Raw genomic sequence first — 16,285 nt, forward strand, 5'->3', positions numbered from 1 at the left:
GAGGCGCCGATGCCAGGGGTTGCCGGGCGCTCCGGCCGTCGCCCAAAACCCACGGCCCAGAAGGCGTTGGCCGGCAATCCCGGCAAGCGCAAGCTGAACAAGGACGAGCCAGATTTCGCCCTAGTGACGAACGTCGACGCGCCAGAATGGCTGTGCGAACACGCCACCAGGGTTTGGGAAATGCTGGTTCCGGAATTGCTCCGGGCCAAGGTTCTTGCCCTGACCGACATGCACAACGTCGAGGCGTTTTGCTCTGCCTACGGCAACTGGCGAAGGGCCCAGGAATCGGTTATCGCTCACGGCATCGTGGTGGCTGGAGCCACTGGCGGGCCCGTGAAAAACCCGGCGCTCACTGCCGCTAACGAAGCGATGCGCCAGATGGTCACCTTCGGCTCGATGCTGGGTCTGGACCCGGCCAGCCGCACGAGGATCATCGGCGGCAACAAGCAGAAATCCACCAACGAGTTCGCAGCCCTACTGAGTTCCTGATGGCCAGAGCCAAGTACACCAACGTCGACAAGGCGATGGCGTGGGCAAGGTCCGTCCTCAAAGGAAAGTTTCCCGCCTGCCTCTTCATCCACCAGGCGATAGAGCGGCACTTCGATGATGTGGCGGCCAGTCGATCGAAGGACTACCCGTACAAATTCGATCCGGCGAAAGCCGAGAAGAAGCTGCGCCTTATGCAGCTGCTGCCGCACACCAAGGGCGAATGGGCGTTCAAGCGTCAGCTGATCACCCTGGAACCGTGGCAGCTGTTCGGCATTGCCTGCACCTTCGGCTGGATCCGGAAGAAGGGCGGGTACCGGCGCTTCCGCGAGAGCTACTGGGAAGTACCGCGTAAGAACGGCAAGTCGGTGATCGCCGCCGGCGTCGGCATCAGCATGTTCGTTGCCGACAATGAGTTTGGTGCCGAGGTCTACTCCGGCGCGACGACGGAAGCGCAGGCTTGGGAGGTGTTCCGGCCGGCGCGGCTGATGGTTAGCCGCTCGCCAATGTTGATGGAGGCTGCAGGTATCGAGGTCAACGCCTCGAACATGAACATCCCGTCCAACGGCAGCCGCTTCGAGCCGTTGATTGGCAACCCTGGCGATGGTGCTTCGCCTTCGTGCGCGATCGTCGACGAGTACCACGAGCACGCCACTGCGGCCCAGTACGACACAATGCTCACTGGCATGGGGGCTCGCAGGCAGCCGCTGATGTTCATCATCACGACCGCCGGTGCGGATATTGAGGGCCCGTGCTACGACAAGCGCCGCCAGGTCATCGAAATGCTGAACGGCACCGTTCCTGACGACGAGCTGTTCGGTTATATCTGGACCCTCGACGAGGGCGACGACTGGACCGACCCGAAGAACCTGGCCAAGGCCAACCCCTGCATGGGTGTGTCGGTGTTTCAGGAGTACCTGGAGAGCCAGCTGGCCCGGGCAATACGCTCGGCGCGCTTCACCAACACGTTCAAGACCAAGCACCTGAACCTTTGGGTGACCGCCAAATCTGGCTTCTTCAACATGGAGAGCTGGAAGGCGTGCGAGGACAAGACCCTCACCCTCGAGCAGTTCGAAGGCCAGGAGTGGATTGCCGGATTCGACTTGGCGCGCAAGCTGGACATGAACTCCAGGGCCAGGCTTTTTTGGCGAGAAATCGACGGGAAGATCCACTATTACAGCGTGGCGCCGGCTTTCTGGGTTCCCGAGGATACCGCCAACGACGTCGACAACAAGCGCATGACCGAGCGATTCCAGGCTTGGGTGAACACTGGGTACCTGGTCACCACGCCTGGTGCCGAGGTGGACTATCGGGAAATCCTTGAGGACACCAAGGAGGCCAACCTACTGGCGCCCATCACCGAGAGCCCCATCGACCCACACGGTGCGACTGGCCTAAGCCACGATCTGGACGACGAAGGATTCAATCCCATCACCGTCACCCAGAACTACACCAACATGTCCGACCCCATGAAGGAGCTGGAAGCAGCCATCGAGGCGGGCCGGTTCCATCACGACGGAAACCCGATCATGACCTGGTGTATCGCCAACGTGATCGGCAAGCACCTGCCAGGCAATGACGACGTGGTCCGCCCGATCAAGCAGGGCGACGACAACAAGATCGACGGCGCGGTCGCGCTGATCATGGCTATCGGGTCCGTGCTGCGGCTGGCAGCTGAAGGAAACGGCGGCTTCGACAACTTCTTCGCCAATCCCATCGTGCTTGGCTGACAGGAACCCTATGAAAACTGGTCTCATCATCTTTCTGGCGCTCGCTGCCGGCGGCCTGCTGTTGGGCGTAGCGGGCGTATACGTGCTGGCGGGCCTGGGCTACAGCCTCTTGGCCGCAGCCTTCTCCTGCCTCGCTGCCGCTGGATTCATCCGCAAGGGGCTGACCAGTGGCTAAATCTCTCACTCAGGTGCTGGGCCAGGCGCTGGTCAAGTCCGCCGAGCCTGGCATGGCTTCCAGCGTGGCAGGCTGGGCCGGCAGGCGCATCGGCCTTACCGATTCGACATTCTGGAGCAAGTTCTACGGCACCGACTCGGCGTCTGGGAAAGTGGTCAGCCAGCAGACGGCTCTCCAGCTGTCGACCGTATGGGCATGTGTGAGGCTCATCGCCGAGACGATCGCCACGCTGCCAATCGCGCTCTATGAGGACAAGAACGGCGCGCCGGTGGTGGCAAGCTCCCACCCGGTCAATTTCGTGATCAGCCAGCAGCCCAACGCCGACCAGACCCCGGTGGAATTCTGGGAGAACGTCATGGCCAGTCTGCTGCTGCAGGGGAATTCATTCTGCGAGCCGCACATGAGCGGCAGGTCGCTGACCAGCCTGGAATTTCTCCTCCCGCAGAACATGTCGCCGCCGCGTCGCCTTGCAGATGGCCGTATCGAGTACCGATACACCGACAGCTTTGGCAAGCCGCAGACGCTCACCGATGAGCAGATGGTGCACATCAGGGCGTTCGGTACCGACCCGCTGTGCGGGCTTTCACCTCTGTCCTATGGGCGTCAGGTATTGGGCTCGGCCATGGCCGCCGATGAGTCGGCAGCCAAGATGTTCGCCAACGGGATGAAGCTCGGCGGTGTGCTTTCCACCGACCAGATCCTTAATCCGAAGCAGCGCGGCGAGCTGCGCGACGACATGGTCAAGCAGTACGAGGGTGTGACCAACGCGGGCAAGACCATGCTGCTCGAGGCTGGCATGAAGTATCAGCAGGTGTCGATGACGCCTGAAGACGCCCAGATGCTCCAAACCAGGGCGTTCAACGTCGAGGAGATTTGCCGCTGGTTCCGGGTGCCGCCGTGGATGGTTGGACACACGCAGAACTCCACCAGCTGGGGCACAGGCATGGAGCAGCAGATGATCGGCTTCCTGTCATTCACCCTGCTTCCCTGGATCAAGCGCATCGAGATGTGCGCCAACCGGCGCCTGCTGCGCCCTGATGAGCGCCGTCGCTTCTACGTGAAGTTCAACCCTGAAGGCCTGCTGCGCATGGACAGCGCGGCGCGGGCGGCTTTCTACAGCTCGATGACGCAGAACGGGATCTATACACGGGACGACTGCCGGCGCAAAGAGAACCTGCCCCCGCAGGGTGGCAACGCCGCGAAGCTCACCGTGCAATCCAACATGCTGCCCATCGACAAGCTGGGCGAAGACCCCGGCGGCGCCAACCAGGCCAAGGCAGCGTTGCTCGACTGGCTCAATGACCAGCCAAGAGGTAAATCTGAATGAAAACCGCACCCACCAGCTGGTGGTCTGGGCCCGGCGTCAAGGCGGGCCACAAAGATCGAGCAGCGGCAGTCAAATACCGCTCTTTCGACTATGACGTGAAGGCTGTCGGAGACGACGGCCTTTTTTCTGGCTACGGCTCAGTGTTTGGCGTGGTCGACAGCTACAACGAAGTGGTCGCGCCTGGCGCCTTCTTGGAGTCGATCGAGGACGCCAAGGCCAAGTCGAGAACCTTCCCAGTGCTCTGGCAGCACCGCACTGGTGAGCCAATCGGCAGCTGGGACATCAGCAGCATGAAGGAAGACGACCGGGGTCTGTTCGGGTCCGGCGAGCTCTGGCTGCAGGACGCCCCCTATGCGCGCATCGCCTACCGCGGCATGCAGACCCGCTCGATCACCGGCCTGTCGATTGGCTACTACGTCCGCGAATCGAGCTTTGACGAGAAGACTCGGATCCGGACGCTCACCAAGCTGGACCTGATCGAGATATCCATCGTCACCGTGCCCGCCAACGACGAGGCGCGCACCGACACCATCAAGTCGAAGTTGGCCCACGGCGGCCTGCCTTCGATGCCCGAATTTGAGTTGCTCCTGCGCGAGGCAGGCTTCTCGAAATCTCAGTCCACGGTGATTGCCAATCGTGGGCTGCAGCACCTGCTCCGGAGCGAGTCCGAGGGCGACCTGGCAGCAATCGAAATCGTCGAGGCGTTGAAGTCGCGCCCGACACTTTCTCTCCCATCGTTTTGAGGATTCATCATGCATAACGCCATGAGCAACCAGGCTCGCTCCGAACACCGCCAGTTCCAGCGCAAGGAGCACGCCGAAGACAAGCTGCAGCTGAAAGCGGTCAACGACCTGCTCGATGAGCGCGACAAAGAGATCAAGGCGTTCGCCGCCAAGGCCGCTGAAGAGATCAAGTCGCACGGAACCATCCTGGCCGAAACCAAGACCATCCTCGATGGTCTGGTGAAGGACGGCTTGGGCCTGCAGGACCGTCTGCAGGAGATCGAGCAGAAGATGGCTCGCCGTTTCTCCGCCAATGACCCTGTCGACTTCAAGTCTGCAGGCGAAGAGCTGACCGAATGCGACGATTTCAAGGCGCTGCAAACTCGCGGTCGTGGCATCGTTCGAGTTGGCAGGAAGGCCGTCACCAACATCACCAGCGCTACCACTGGCACCGGTGGCGTCGGCGTAGCGATCCAGCCGACTCGCGTTCCAGGCATCGTGGTTGGGCCGGAGCGCGAGTTCACCATTCGCGACCTGATCATGCCCGGCCGTACCGGCTCGAACGCGGTCGAGTTCGTGCAGGAAACCGGCTTCCAGAACATGGCCGCGCCCCAGGCAGGTGAGGGGGCCGCGAAAGCCCAGTCCGACCTGTCCTTCGGCCTGAAGACCACCAATGTCATCACTATTGCTCACTGGTTCCGTGCTTCCAAACAGGTCCTGTCTGACATCCCGCTGCTGCAGAGCTACATCAACGGTCGCGCCATCTACGGCCTGAAGTACAAGGAAGAAGAGCAGCTGCTCGCTGGCGACGGCACCGGCCAGAACCTGCTGGGCCTGATTCCCCAGGCCACCGCTTTCAACAACGCCCTGCGCAAAGCCGGCGACACCAAGATCGATACTCTGCGCCGCGCGATTCTGCAGGTCCGCATCGCCGAGTACCGCGCCTCGGCCATTGCCCTGAACCCGGTCGACTGGGCGGACATCGAGCTGACGAAGGATGCAAACGGCTCCTACATCTGGGTGAACGTTCAAGAAGGCGGCGTGCAGCGCCTGTGGAAGCTGCCGGTGGTGGACAGCAACGCAGTGCCAGAAGGCGAATTCCTGGTCGGTGCGATGAACATCGCGGCCCAGGTGTTCGACCGCGAGGAAGCGGCCGTCGAGGTTTCCACCGAGGACGGCGACAACTTCCGCACCAACATGGTCACCATCCGCGCCGAAGAACGCCTTGCGTTGGCGGTGTACCGCCCCGAGTCGTTCGTCCACGGCGAGTTCGAAGCCACCCCGTAATCAGCCCAGGAGCACGCCCGGGAAACCGGGCGTGACTGCACATGCCAGACGTTAAAGTGAAAACCATCAAGGGCTTCAACAACGGCGGCGCGTACGTCAAGCGCAACCAAGAAATCACCGTCGACGAGCTGCGTGCTCGCGATTTGCTGCGTAATGGCCTGATCGAGGATTACGACGTGAAGAAAGCCCAGGAACCCGATAACAAGAAGGCGCCGGAGCCAGCCAACAAAAGCGGCAAGGGAGCGGCCACCAAGCCCAAGGAGTAATCCATGTCCGTGATCGCCATCGATATCGCCATGCACCACCTGCTGGCCGAGCCTGACGACCAGGTGCTGGTCCAGGCTCAGCTCGATGCGGCGGAGGAGTCGGCGATGCAGTTTCTCAATCGGCGCTTCTATCTGGACCAGGTGGCTCTCGACGCAGCCCGCGCCGGCGTACCAGCGGCCATGCAGCAAGCCAAGGAGGCGAACGCAGACGCGGTTGCTGCAGCTAAGGCGGAGCAGGACCACGCCATGCGCTGCCGTTTGCTTGAGCACGCACGCAAGGCCCTGGCGGATGCCTACGACCTGGCGGATTCCATCGCCTACGGGATGGTGCTTAACCCCGCCATCCAGGCGGCTTGCCTGCTCAAGCTTGGCCACCTGTTCGCCAACCGCGAGGATGTCATCACCGGCACCATTGCCACCGAGTTACCGCTGGCGTCCCAGCACCTGCTGATGCCCTATCGCATCCGGATGGGTGTGTGATGCAGGCCGGCAAGCTCCGGCACCGCATCGACATCGAGGAGTTCACCCCCGTTCGAGATGAAGCGACTGGCGAGTTTGGCGAGCCTGACTGGGTGCTGCGCTGGGCGAAATGCCCGGCTCGGGTTGAACCTTTGTCAGCCCGAGACCTGGTTGCCGCGAAGGCGGCCCAATCCGAGGCCACAGCGCGCATGGTGATCCGGTATCGCCAGGGCGTGCTGCCCACCATGCGGATCGTCTACCGCGGCGAGGTATACAGCATCGAAGGCCCACCCATGGAGGACGACAAGTCTGGCCTTGAGTACCTGACCATCCTAGTTTCGAAAGGGGTGAAAGATGGCTGATGTTGAGTTCAACATAACCGGTTTGGATGGCTTGCTGGGAAAGCTGGACTCGCTGAGCTACGACGTTCGCCGCAAGGGTGGCCGGGCCGGACTTCGGAAGGCCGCTCAGGTGGTGATGCAGAAAGCCAAGGAAGGCGCTGAGCGCATCGACGACAAGGAAACCGGCCGCTCGATCGCTGACAACATTGCCCTCCGCTGGAACGGCAAGCTGTTCAAGCAGACCGGCGACCTCGGTTTTCGTGTCGGCGTACTGCACGGCGCCGTGCTCAAGGATGGCGGCGACCTAAGCCCGAACTCGCCAACGCCGCACTGGCGCTTGATCGAGTTCGGTACCGAGAAGATGGCTGCCGCTCCGTTCATGCGTCCGGCCCTGGCCAACAGCATCAGCGAGGTCACCAACACATTCGTCACCGAGTACGAAAAAGCGATTGATCGCGCGATCCGGCGCGCTGCGAAGAAGGCTGCGTCCTCATGACACCACCTATTTTTCAACTGTGCTCCCAGGCTGCCGCCGTCACGGCGCTGCTCGGCACCGGTGCTAATCTTCGGCTCTACTCGTTCGGCGAGGCTCCGCAGGATGTGGCCAAGCCGTACGCGGTGTGGCAGCTGGTCAATGGCGAGCCAGAGAACTACCTGGCTGGCCGGCCCGATGCCGACAGCGTCACCCTGCAGATCGACGTATACGGTGTCACCGGAACCTCAGTGCGCCAGGTGCGCGATGCGATACGAGACGCCATTGAGCGGAGTGCCTACGTCACCCGCTGGGGCGGCGAGGGCCGCGACCCTGCCACAAAGAATTATCGAGCCAGCTTCGACGTGGACTGGATTGTCCTCCGGTAGCTGATCAATCCCCCAATAGCCCGCCCAGTGCGGGTTTTCTTTTGCCCGCAATTGGAGAAACCCATGGCGATTCTCGCTCAAGGCACCCAGATCTATGCCCTGGTGCCCAAGGTTGGCACCCCATCCCAGTTTGAAGTCATGGAAGTGGAGTGCGCGACCGCCTTCAACCCGGGCGGTAACCCTGCTGACCAAGTCGAGGTTACCTGCCTCAGCGACCGCGTTCGCAAGTACCTGCGCGGCCTGCGCACCCCTGGCCAGGCTTCGTTGACCCTGAACGTCGACCCGCGTAACGCCTCTCACGTGCGCCTCCACCAAATCTCGGAAGATGACTCGATCGAGAGCATCCGCTGGGTTGTGGGTTGGTCGGATGGTACCGACATTGCTCCGACCGTAGGCGTTGCCGGCGCACTGGCTGCGATCGAGTTGATCAATGGTGGTACTGGCTACACCTCGGCCCCGACCGTCGCGTTTTCGGGTGGGGGAGGCACTGGCGCCGCAGCAACCGCGATCATCGTGGATGGCAAGGTGGTCGGCTTCAACATCACCAATGCCGGCTCCGGCTACACCAGCGCGCCGAGCATCACCCTGACCGGTGGCGCGGGTTCCGGTGCGGCGGCCTCCGCAGTCCTAGGCGATGCGGATGATTTCGTCTTGCCCCCGACCCGCACTTGGTTCCTGTTCGACGGCTACGTCTCCGACTTCCCGTTCGACTTCGCGGCCAACGCGGCGGTTACTACAGCGGCCACCATCCAGCGTTCGGGCGGTTCTGCCTGGATCCGTAAAACCACCAACTCGTGAGGCAAGTGATGAAGCTGACGCTCGAATCGTTGAAGAAAACCGGCTCGTTCACTGGCCGGCCCGTGGCAAAGGAAATCACTTGGCGTCAAGGCGACGAGACCTTTACCGCCACGGTGTATGTGCGCCCGTTGGGCTACCAGGCGGCGGTGAGTGATGTTCTGGCGGCTGGCGGCAAGCAAGACAACATTGCTGGCCGTATCGCCGCGGCCATCTGCGACGAGGATGGCAACACTGTCTTCACCGCGCTCGACATCACCCATGGCCCGCTGGACCCGGTGGAGTTGGCCAAAGACCCAGAAAGCACCAAGCGTCTGGGGGCCTTGGACGGCAACCTCACCGTCGCCCTGATGGTGGCTATCAATGAGGTGACCAACATGGGAAAGACACCGAACTCAGCGACCTCGACGAGTTCTGGCACGAGCTAGTCCTATGCGGCGTTGGGGGCAGGACCATTGCCGAGGCGAAAGAGCGGATCAGCATCCAGGAGTTTCGCTCTTGGATGAAGTACCGCAGCCGCCGCGGCTCCCTGCACCTTGGGATGCGCTTCGAGCGTGGTACGGCTCTGCTGGCCACGCTTTATGCGAACACCCACACAAAGGACGGCGGCTACACCGTTTACGACTTTATGCCTCACGAGTCCGCGCCTGCGCTGACGCTTGAGGAGGCCATGAAGACCTGGGCGTAGCCGAGCTCTGAGCCAGCGATCTGCAGGAGAAAGGCATGGCAAGTAAATCGCTGGGTACGCTGACCCTGGACTTGATCGCCAAGATTGGCGGTTTCACAGGCCCGCTTGACCAGGCCAGCCGTGAATCGCAAAAGCGCATGGCTGAGATCAAGAAGTCAGCTGAAAACCTCGGCAAAGGCATCGGTGCCGCCTTTGCCGCAGTGCCGGCCATCGTCGCTGGTCTGGTCACCAGCTCGGCCATGGCGGCGAAGGAAATCACGAATCTTTCGAACCTGGCAGGCCTCACCACCACCGAGTTCCAGCGCTACGCTGCCGGCGCTGCTTCAGTCGGAGTAGAGCAGGACAAGCTGTCTGACATCTTCAAGGATACCAACGACAAGATCGGCGACTTTCTAGCCACTGGTGGCGGCGAGCTCAAGAACTTCTTCGAGACCGTGGCGCCAAAGGTCGGCGTGACCGCTGAACAGTTCCGCAACCTGAACAGCGCCGATGCGCTGCAGCTGTACGTGACCAGTCTGCAGAAGGCGAACGTGAGCCAGGCTCAAATGACCTTCTTCATGGAGGCGATAGCCGACGAAGCCACGGCCCTGGTGCCGCTGCTGGCTGATGGGGGCAAGAAGTTCAAGGAGTACGGGGATGCCGCGCAGCAGGCCGGCATGATCATGGACGAGCAGACCATCGGCGCTGCTCAGCAATTCAGTACAGAGCTGACGGTGATCGGCCAGTACGCCAATTCTGCGAAGACAGCCCTGGCGGCCGAGTTCATGCCGGTACTGGCCCAGCTCGCAAAAGACCTGGCCGGGACAACGAAGGAGGCCGGAGGTCTTCGGAATGTTGTTGGCGAGTTCGCCACTGATTTCATCGAGGTCACTGCCGTTACCGCCAGCTTGGCTGACGGCATCGGGCGGACCTTCAAGGTGGTGGCCGCCGGTATTGTGAGTGGATTCTCCACAACCATGGCCTACCTGCAGAGCATCGGCGCAACGGCAAATACTTTGCTCGGCGCCGTGACCTTCGGCGACATGTCGAAGGATTTCAAGGCGAACGCTGACAAACTGACAGCGGATGCCATTGACCATGCTCGAACAGCCAGCACCGTCATGGAGGAGGTTGCTGAGGCGTTTAACAAGCCTTGGTCTGGCGACACGATCCGCGCCTATGTGAAGGAGGCCCGCAAGGCTGCCTCCGAGCTCCCCAAAATCGTTCCGCCTGGTGGGCAAGGCGCCGGCTTCGTCGGTCAAACGGACGAGCAGAAGGCAGCTCAGAAGGCGGCTGAAGCCGCAGCCAAGAAGCTGAATCAGTCCTTCGAGACCGCTGAGGAGAACCTGAAGCGGCAGATCACGCTGATCAATACCAGCACTGACGCCCGAAAAAACGCCACCGAGGTGGCAAAGCTGCAGTTCGAAATCGAATCCGGGAAGCTGGTCGGGATCAATGCCAAGCAGCAAGAGCGCCTGAACGGTTTAGCGGCTGAGCTTGACCGGTTGCAGCAGTTGAAGAAGGCGAACGAGGACGCCGCGAAGGCCCAGGCCTTCGGCGACACGCTGTCTCAGGCGAACAGTACCGTCCGTGAAGGGTTCGACCTGGAGTTCGCCGGCGCGGGGAACGGGGACAAGCTGAAAGAGCGGCTAAAGGCTGACCTGGCCATCCAGCAGGATTACCAGAGCCAGCTGGCGGACCTGCAGAAGCAGTACAACGGCGGCGATATCAGCGAGGAGCTGTACAAGCAGGAAACCGAACTGCTACGCCAGGCGCTTGAAGAGCGCATGGAGATCCAGCAGGACTACTACGCCCGCCAGGACGAGGCGCAGAACAACTGGCTGGACGGGGTCTCATCTGCCTGGGAGAACTACCGCGATGCCGCGGTGGATTATCAGCAGCAGGCCGCTGACTTCACTGCGAGCACCCTGGACAGCATGACCAGTGCGGTTGGAGACGGCATCGCTTCGATGATTCTGGAGTCCGAGAGCCTTGGTGATGCCTTCGGCAACGTGGCCGCTAGCATGGCCAAAAGCATCATCAACGCCTTGGCCCAAATGGCTGCAGAGTGGCTGGTTTACCAAGCGGTTCAGCTGGTGGTAGGCAAGGCAACGCAGGCCAGCGCCGTGCCCGCCTTGATCGCGAACGCTCAGGCCACCTCTTTCCAGGCTCAGCTGGCTGCGTTCGCGAGCACTGCGGCCATCCCAATTGTCGGCCCGGCGCTAGCGCCTGGCGCGGCATTCGCAGCCGCTGCGGCCACAGCGCCGATGGTCGCGGGCGTGGCCAGCGCAGCGCTTGCAGGTATGGCGCACGACGGTATCGATTCTATTCCAGAGGATGGCACCTGGTTCCTCCAGAAGGGCGAGCGGGTGACCACTGCTGAGACCAGCGCAAAGCTCGATCGGACCCTGGAAGACGTTCGCTCCAAGCAGAACGGTGGCGGGACAGTCGTCAACATCATTGGTGATCGAAGTAAAGCCGGCACGGTTGAGCGGCGAACCAATCCTGGCGGGCAGGAGGAAACTGATGTGTTTGTTGCTGACATTTGGGGTGGAGGCGAGCGCGCGCAAGCCCTTGAGGCAGCGTATGGGCTCAGGCGAAACGCGACCTAAACGGAGTGAACCATGAGCACGGAAGAAGCCCCGGCGAGTCCGGGGCAGGAATTCAGCACGGATCCAGAAGCCACGGAGCCAATCGATGAGAAGGAACAGCTCCTGCAAAGGAGGCTCGCCCGAATAGAAGAGGCGCTGGGCCTCAGCCCTCTTACATAACCTCAGCTGAGGATTGGCAATGATTCAATACCCGGCAGAACTGCCGCTTCCTCTGCAGGATGGTTATGGGCTGACCACGGTTGATCCAATGCGAGCCACGCCGCTGGTTACAGGGCGCACTCGCTACCGGATAGCACATAGTTATGTCCCGACCGAGGTGAAGGTGAACTTCATCTTCCGAGAGGCCCAGGCCGCCTTGTTCGAGGGCTGGTACGTGTGGGCCATCAAAAACGGGTTCGAATGGTTCGAGGTTACCCTTCAAACATCCCTAGGGTTGAAGGCCCACCTGGCGCACTTTAAGGGAATCTACCAGGGTCCAGAACTGGTACAGGGAAACATGCTCCGCTTTTCGGCAGTGTTGCAGCTGAAGGATAGGCCAGTACTCACCGAGGAGAAGTACCTCGGCGTAGCGACCGGCATGCCGCTCGATCAGTTCAATAGCCAACTTTCGGGCAGCCTGGACAAGTGGTACACGAGGTACTTCGGATGAGCCTGATCGAGGAGTGCTATGCCTCGGGCAGGGGCGAACTGGTCGACACGATCGAAGCCAGGAAGGAGGGCGGCACCGTCTCCCACCTGTACTGTTCGGGATGGGAAGATCGGGTGTGCACCACCGAGGACGGCCGCACGCTGACGTTCATCGCGATGGCCATGGACCTTGCACTGCCCAAGAACGACAACAGCGCCTTCCAGAACTTGGTGCTGGGCCTGGACAACGTGGCCGGCGAGGTGCAGGAGGTCGTTGAGGAGGCCAAGGCGGCGGACGACCGTTTCATCATCATATTCCGCCGCTACCTGGCCGAAGACCTGTCGTTCCCGCAAGAGCGGTACCGCATGACGCTGCTCAGCCGGGAGTATGAAGGCAACGTGGCGAAGCTAACCGCCGGCTTCTACGACCTGCTCAACACCAACGGCCTTCGCACGATCCTGACCACTTCCATAGCACCCGGCCTGGCGTACATCTGACCATGATCGAAAAATTCAAACGCGCCCCGTATCGCGAGGGTGCGCGGGGGCCTTTTGCCTTCGATTGCTGGGGGCTGTGTATCGCCGTGCGCCACGAAGTGTTTGGCCTTCCGTTGCTGCCCAGCCTGGGCGCCGTGGGCAAGGACAAGCTCAAGGCCAACACCGCCGCCTATCACGACCTACGCCAGGGCATGGAGGAGTGCGCTCCGGAGCCAGGAGCCATCGCCGCTGTGTTCCGCGGCGCGCTGTGCCTGCATGTTGGCGTGGTGGTGGAAAGCGAAGGTCGGCTGAAGGTGCTGGACATAAACCCCGGTGGCGCCTGCCTCCGGACAACCGGCGAGTTCGAAGCCGCTCACCCCAAGGTGGTCTATTACCGTGATCGAGTTTTACCCGAACAAGCTGAGTGATACGGCGCCGCTCGGCACCTGGAAGACCGACCGACGCATGTCCATCGAGGCGTGGCTGAAATCCATGGCCCCGTCGTACGAGCGCCGGGAAAGCCCGCCAATCAGCGCTGTGCTGAATGACGAGGTGATCGATCAGCGCCTGTGGCACAAGGTGAAGTTCAAGCCTGCCGACCTTCTGCAGATCTACCGGGAGCCCAAGGGCACCGACCCGTTCTCCATCACCTTCGCGCTGTTCAAGGGCGTCCAGGCTGTCACGAAAATGCTCATGCCCAAGATGCCGGGCATGCCATCCAGCGCAGGAACCCAGCAGGGCGATCCATTGATGGATGCCAGCGCCAAGGGCAACAAGGTCAAACTGGGCGACCCGGTGCGTCAGATCGCAGGCCATCAGCGCGTCTATCCGTCGTACCTGGCCCAGCCGCGCCGGGCTTTCCTAGCGCCGCGTGACCAGCGCGTGGAAATGCTGCTTTACATCGGCGAAGGCGCATACGACGTGCCGCTGGCGAAGATCAAGGTGGGCGAAACCCCGTTGATTTCCCTCGGTGCTGACGCCACGTTCACCATCTACCCGCCGGGCGCTGACCTTTCTGGTGATCCGGCACACATCAACTGGTTCAACGCACCAGAGGTTGGGGCTAGCTCCAGCGGATCGGCCGGCCTGGAATTGACCATGGCTACTGAGCTGACCCGGTCGTCGACGGCATCGGCGTACCAATTCGTCGGCAAAACGATCAGCGTTCCGGCGGGTTCCGGACAATTTCCGGCTGACTGGTCGAATGGCATCATTGTCCGCGTGATTGCGCCGTACACCTATACGGTGATCGATGGCGGCGCTGGGCGCGATATCATCCGTGGCCCGCTGGAAATGCTGAAACCCACGGTGGGGATGCTGATTGAGGTTGCCGGGGCGAACGCCGGCATGTACGTGGTGAACAGCTACACGCCATACAGCCCAGCTGTGCCGGCGAACCCAGGTACTGCCTCGACGCTCACCGGCTCGGCGGCGCCCACTCGATACGACTTCAACGTCACCCCGCTCAGCTTCACTCTGGTGCGTGGCGGGACCAGCTATCCGATCACGCTGAACACTGCGACCACCAACCTATCCGGTCTGGTATCGGCGCTCAATACGCAGTTCAGCGGCAAGCCGTTCCAGGCGCAGGTGAGCGGCAGCGTGCTTCGCATTGTCGAACTGACGCCGTTCGCCGGCCAGGCCATCACTGCAACGGGCGCGACCACTATCCTGGGTGCCTCACCAGTCGGGGTCACCGGCACGGCCACCACCAGCGCGATCCCCGAGCAGCCAGCCGAGATGACCCTGAACTATGACGGCGGTTCGCCGGTGGTCGGCCTTGCACTGGGTCAGGGCCAGGCAACTATCGGCCCGCGCGGGCTTCGGTACCGAATCACGGCCTTCAGCACGAGCCTGCTCGAGGTGGAGCGCCTGACCGCATCTGGCTCCACCGACGCCGGCTGGCCTGGGTTCAATTCGATGCAGACGGTCAACGGACTGATCACCCTGGACGCATCGAACCTGCAGGGTGGTTACCGCGGCCCGTTCGCCTGCTGTCCGGAGAACGAGAAAGTCACCATGATCGAGTGGTCGGTCACCTATGCCAATGGCCTGTGCGGCATTGGCCGGGAAGGGCAGATCTACGAAGTTCCTACCTACTATGCCTTCGAGTACCGGGACATGGATGTTGCCGGCGCCTGGACCGTCATTGAACTGATGAAGACTGGCGGCTCCTTGGATGCCCAAGGCTTCACCGACCGGGTAACCCTGCCGTATCCAATGCGCGCCGAGGCCCGGGTTCGCAAGCTGTACAAGGACCGCCCGGGGCGGATCAACGACGAGGCCCGCGACGACGCAACCTGGACGGACCTACGCGGGCGGATGCAGAACTCGCCAACGAGCTACCCAGGCCTGACGGTGATGACCTGCAACATTCGTGGCGGCGATCGGCTCTCGGCTCAGTCGGAAAGCCAGGTCAGCGTCGAGGCAACCCGCATTCTTCAGCTGATGGAGGGCGGTACCGGCCCAAGCCGCGACATCGTGCCGTACTGCATCCACCAGCTGAAGCAGCGCGGATACACGGATGACGACCTGGACCTGCCCGAGTGGCAGGCCTTCCACGAAATCTGCGTAGCCCGCGGCGACACCTACGACGAAACGCTGGACGCGACGATCACCGTGAAGGACATGGTGAACAACGCCCTGGCGTGCGGGTTTGGCGAACTGGTGACGTTCCGCGGTCTTCTGCGACCAGTTCGTGACAGTGTCCGGGCAGCATTCGATGTCGCCTACGGCCCGAAGACGCAGACCTACTCACCGCAGAACATGACCAAGATGCTCAAGATCAGCGGCGCCATGCCGTCGATCAACGACTTCGACGGCGTGGATGTGGAGTTCTTCTCGCGTACCACCTGGGCGTGGGAAACGGTCGAGTGCCGCTGGCCTGGAGACTTGGGCAACAAGGTCGAGAAGATCAGGATGCCCGGCATAAGCGACAGGACCAGAGCCTGGCGTATCGGCATGCGCCGGCGCGGCCACCAAAAGTTCCGCACCGACGTTTACACCTGGGAAACCGAGATGGACGGCAGCAACAGCGGCTATCTCAGTTTTGCCGCGGTTGCCGACGACAGGCCGAAAGGGTGCCAGAGCGCGATCCTTCTGGCCTTCGAGGTGGCCGGGGCGGGAACTCTGCTGACCTCGTCCGAGCCGCTGGACTTCAGCGCCGGTGGCGAGCATCTGATCGGTGTGCGCAAGCAGGATGGCACGCTTTCTGGGCCGTGGACCGCCACGCAGGTGGACCAGTACACGGTTCGGGTGGATGCGCTCGATTTCACGCCCGTGGTCGACGGCCCACTCGAGCCGCCGCACATCCTGTTCGGCCCAGCCGCTCGATGGGCATACCCAACCCTGATCACCAGCTCTGACCCCGCAAACGGCAACGTCGCCATGAAGGGCATGCCCTACGACGCCCGCGTTTACACCTACGACGACCAGTCGCCACCCGCCTGATTT

General features: G+C 61.9%; 20 protein-coding genes and 1 pseudogene. All 21 read left to right on the forward strand.

Annotated features, from left to right (window positions below; all coding sequences use genetic code 11):
• Positions 1–9 precede the first annotated feature (9 nt).
• The gene (locus C6A77_RS05775; protein WP_108078152.1) at positions 10–489 is read left to right on the forward strand and encodes a phage terminase small subunit P27 family; all 480 of its coding nucleotides are present in this window, start codon (positions 10–12) and stop codon (positions 487–489) included.
• A complete protein-coding gene (locus tag C6A77_RS05780; RefSeq protein ID WP_114168425.1) occupies positions 489–2,216 on the forward strand; it encodes a terminase large subunit in 1,728 nt (575 codons plus the stop codon). Before C6A77_RS05775 ends, C6A77_RS05780 begins: the two co-directional genes overlap by 1 nt.
• 10 nt (positions 2,217–2,226) lie before the next feature.
• Positions 2,227–2,391 carry a hypothetical protein gene (locus C6A77_RS25665; protein ID WP_016489213.1) on the forward strand — a complete coding sequence of 55 codons (165 nt, stop codon included), beginning with the start codon at positions 2,227–2,229 and terminating at the stop codon, positions 2,389–2,391.
• Positions 2,384–3,718 carry a phage portal protein gene (locus tag C6A77_RS05785; protein WP_114168427.1) on the forward strand — a complete coding sequence of 445 codons (1,335 nt, stop codon included), beginning with the start codon at positions 2,384–2,386 and terminating at the stop codon, positions 3,716–3,718. Before C6A77_RS25665 ends, C6A77_RS05785 begins: the two co-directional genes overlap by 8 nt.
• Positions 3,715–4,461, forward strand: coding sequence for an HK97 family phage prohead protease (locus C6A77_RS05790; RefSeq protein WP_178082375.1), 747 nt, complete (start codon positions 3,715–3,717; stop codon positions 4,459–4,461). The genes C6A77_RS05785 and C6A77_RS05790 overlap by 4 nt, the downstream gene beginning before the upstream one ends.
• Before the next feature lie 9 nt (positions 4,462–4,470).
• A complete protein-coding gene (locus C6A77_RS05795; RefSeq protein WP_114168429.1) occupies positions 4,471–5,727 on the forward strand; it encodes a phage major capsid protein in 1,257 nt (418 codons plus the stop codon).
• Positions 5,728–5,783: 56 nt separating this feature from the next.
• Positions 5,784–5,993 carry a hypothetical protein gene (locus tag C6A77_RS05800; RefSeq protein ID WP_241507392.1) on the forward strand — a complete coding sequence of 70 codons (210 nt, stop codon included), beginning with the start codon at positions 5,784–5,786 and terminating at the stop codon, positions 5,991–5,993.
• A 3-nt stretch (positions 5,994–5,996) separates the two neighbouring features.
• Positions 5,997–6,473 carry a head-tail connector protein gene (locus C6A77_RS05805; protein ID WP_114168431.1) on the forward strand — a complete coding sequence of 159 codons (477 nt, stop codon included), beginning with the start codon at positions 5,997–5,999 and terminating at the stop codon, positions 6,471–6,473.
• Positions 6,473–6,814, forward strand: coding sequence for a phage head closure protein (locus C6A77_RS05810; RefSeq protein WP_114168432.1), 342 nt, complete (start codon positions 6,473–6,475; stop codon positions 6,812–6,814). Before C6A77_RS05805 ends, C6A77_RS05810 begins: the two co-directional genes overlap by 1 nt.
• Complete coding sequence (locus tag C6A77_RS05815) at positions 6,807–7,289, forward strand: HK97-gp10 family putative phage morphogenesis protein (RefSeq protein WP_114168433.1); 483 nt, start codon at positions 6,807–6,809, stop codon at positions 7,287–7,289. Before C6A77_RS05810 ends, C6A77_RS05815 begins: the two co-directional genes overlap by 8 nt.
• A complete protein-coding gene (locus C6A77_RS05820; protein ID WP_114168435.1) occupies positions 7,286–7,654 on the forward strand; it encodes a DUF3168 domain-containing protein in 369 nt (122 codons plus the stop codon). Before C6A77_RS05815 ends, C6A77_RS05820 begins: the two co-directional genes overlap by 4 nt.
• 63 nt (positions 7,655–7,717) lie before the next feature.
• A pseudogene (locus tag C6A77_RS26090) lies at positions 7,718–8,059 on the forward strand (phage tail tube protein); the annotation flags it as partial.
• A 120-nt stretch (positions 8,060–8,179) separates the two neighbouring features.
• Complete coding sequence (locus C6A77_RS26095; protein WP_275937122.1) at positions 8,180–8,452, forward strand: phage tail tube protein; 273 nt, start codon at positions 8,180–8,182, stop codon at positions 8,450–8,452.
• An 8-nt stretch (positions 8,453–8,460) separates the two neighbouring features.
• Positions 8,461–8,877, forward strand: a complete 417-nt coding sequence (locus tag C6A77_RS05830) for a phage tail assembly chaperone family protein, TAC (protein ID WP_084296934.1) — start codon at positions 8,461–8,463, stop codon at positions 8,875–8,877.
• A 26-nt stretch (positions 8,878–8,903) separates the two neighbouring features.
• Positions 8,904–9,137, forward strand: a complete 234-nt coding sequence (locus C6A77_RS05835) for a hypothetical protein (protein ID WP_346330244.1) — start codon at positions 8,904–8,906, stop codon at positions 9,135–9,137.
• A 35-nt stretch (positions 9,138–9,172) separates the two neighbouring features.
• Positions 9,173–11,728 (forward strand): phage tail tape measure protein, encoded by a 2,556-nt coding sequence (locus C6A77_RS05840; RefSeq protein ID WP_114168441.1) that lies wholly within the window; start codon positions 9,173–9,175, stop codon positions 11,726–11,728.
• Between the two features lie 12 nt (positions 11,729–11,740).
• Entirely contained in the window at positions 11,741–11,887 is a 147-nt protein-coding gene (locus C6A77_RS25670; protein ID WP_164497652.1) for a hypothetical protein, read from the forward strand.
• A gap of 19 nt (positions 11,888–11,906) precedes the next feature.
• Positions 11,907–12,377 carry a transposase gene (locus C6A77_RS05845; protein ID WP_114168443.1) on the forward strand — a complete coding sequence of 157 codons (471 nt, stop codon included), beginning with the start codon at positions 11,907–11,909 and terminating at the stop codon, positions 12,375–12,377.
• Positions 12,374–12,853 (forward strand): DUF1833 family protein, encoded by a 480-nt coding sequence (locus C6A77_RS05850; RefSeq protein WP_114168445.1) that lies wholly within the window; start codon positions 12,374–12,376, stop codon positions 12,851–12,853. Before C6A77_RS05845 ends, C6A77_RS05850 begins: the two co-directional genes overlap by 4 nt.
• A gap of 2 nt (positions 12,854–12,855) precedes the next feature.
• On the forward strand, positions 12,856–13,260 hold the full coding sequence (locus tag C6A77_RS05855; protein WP_114168447.1) for a hypothetical protein: 405 nt from the start codon (positions 12,856–12,858) through the stop codon (positions 13,258–13,260).
• Positions 13,229–16,282: a host specificity factor TipJ family phage tail protein gene (locus tag C6A77_RS05860; RefSeq protein ID WP_114168449.1), complete on the forward strand. Its 3,054-nt coding sequence runs from the start codon at positions 13,229–13,231 to the stop codon at positions 16,280–16,282. The genes C6A77_RS05855 and C6A77_RS05860 overlap by 32 nt, the downstream gene beginning before the upstream one ends.
• Positions 16,283–16,285 lie beyond the last annotated feature (3 nt).

This window comes from Pseudomonas sp. AFG_SD02_1510_Pfu_092 (assembly GCF_003331055.1).
In the GTDB taxonomy this organism is placed as follows: domain Bacteria; phylum Pseudomonadota; class Gammaproteobacteria; order Pseudomonadales; family Pseudomonadaceae; genus Aquipseudomonas.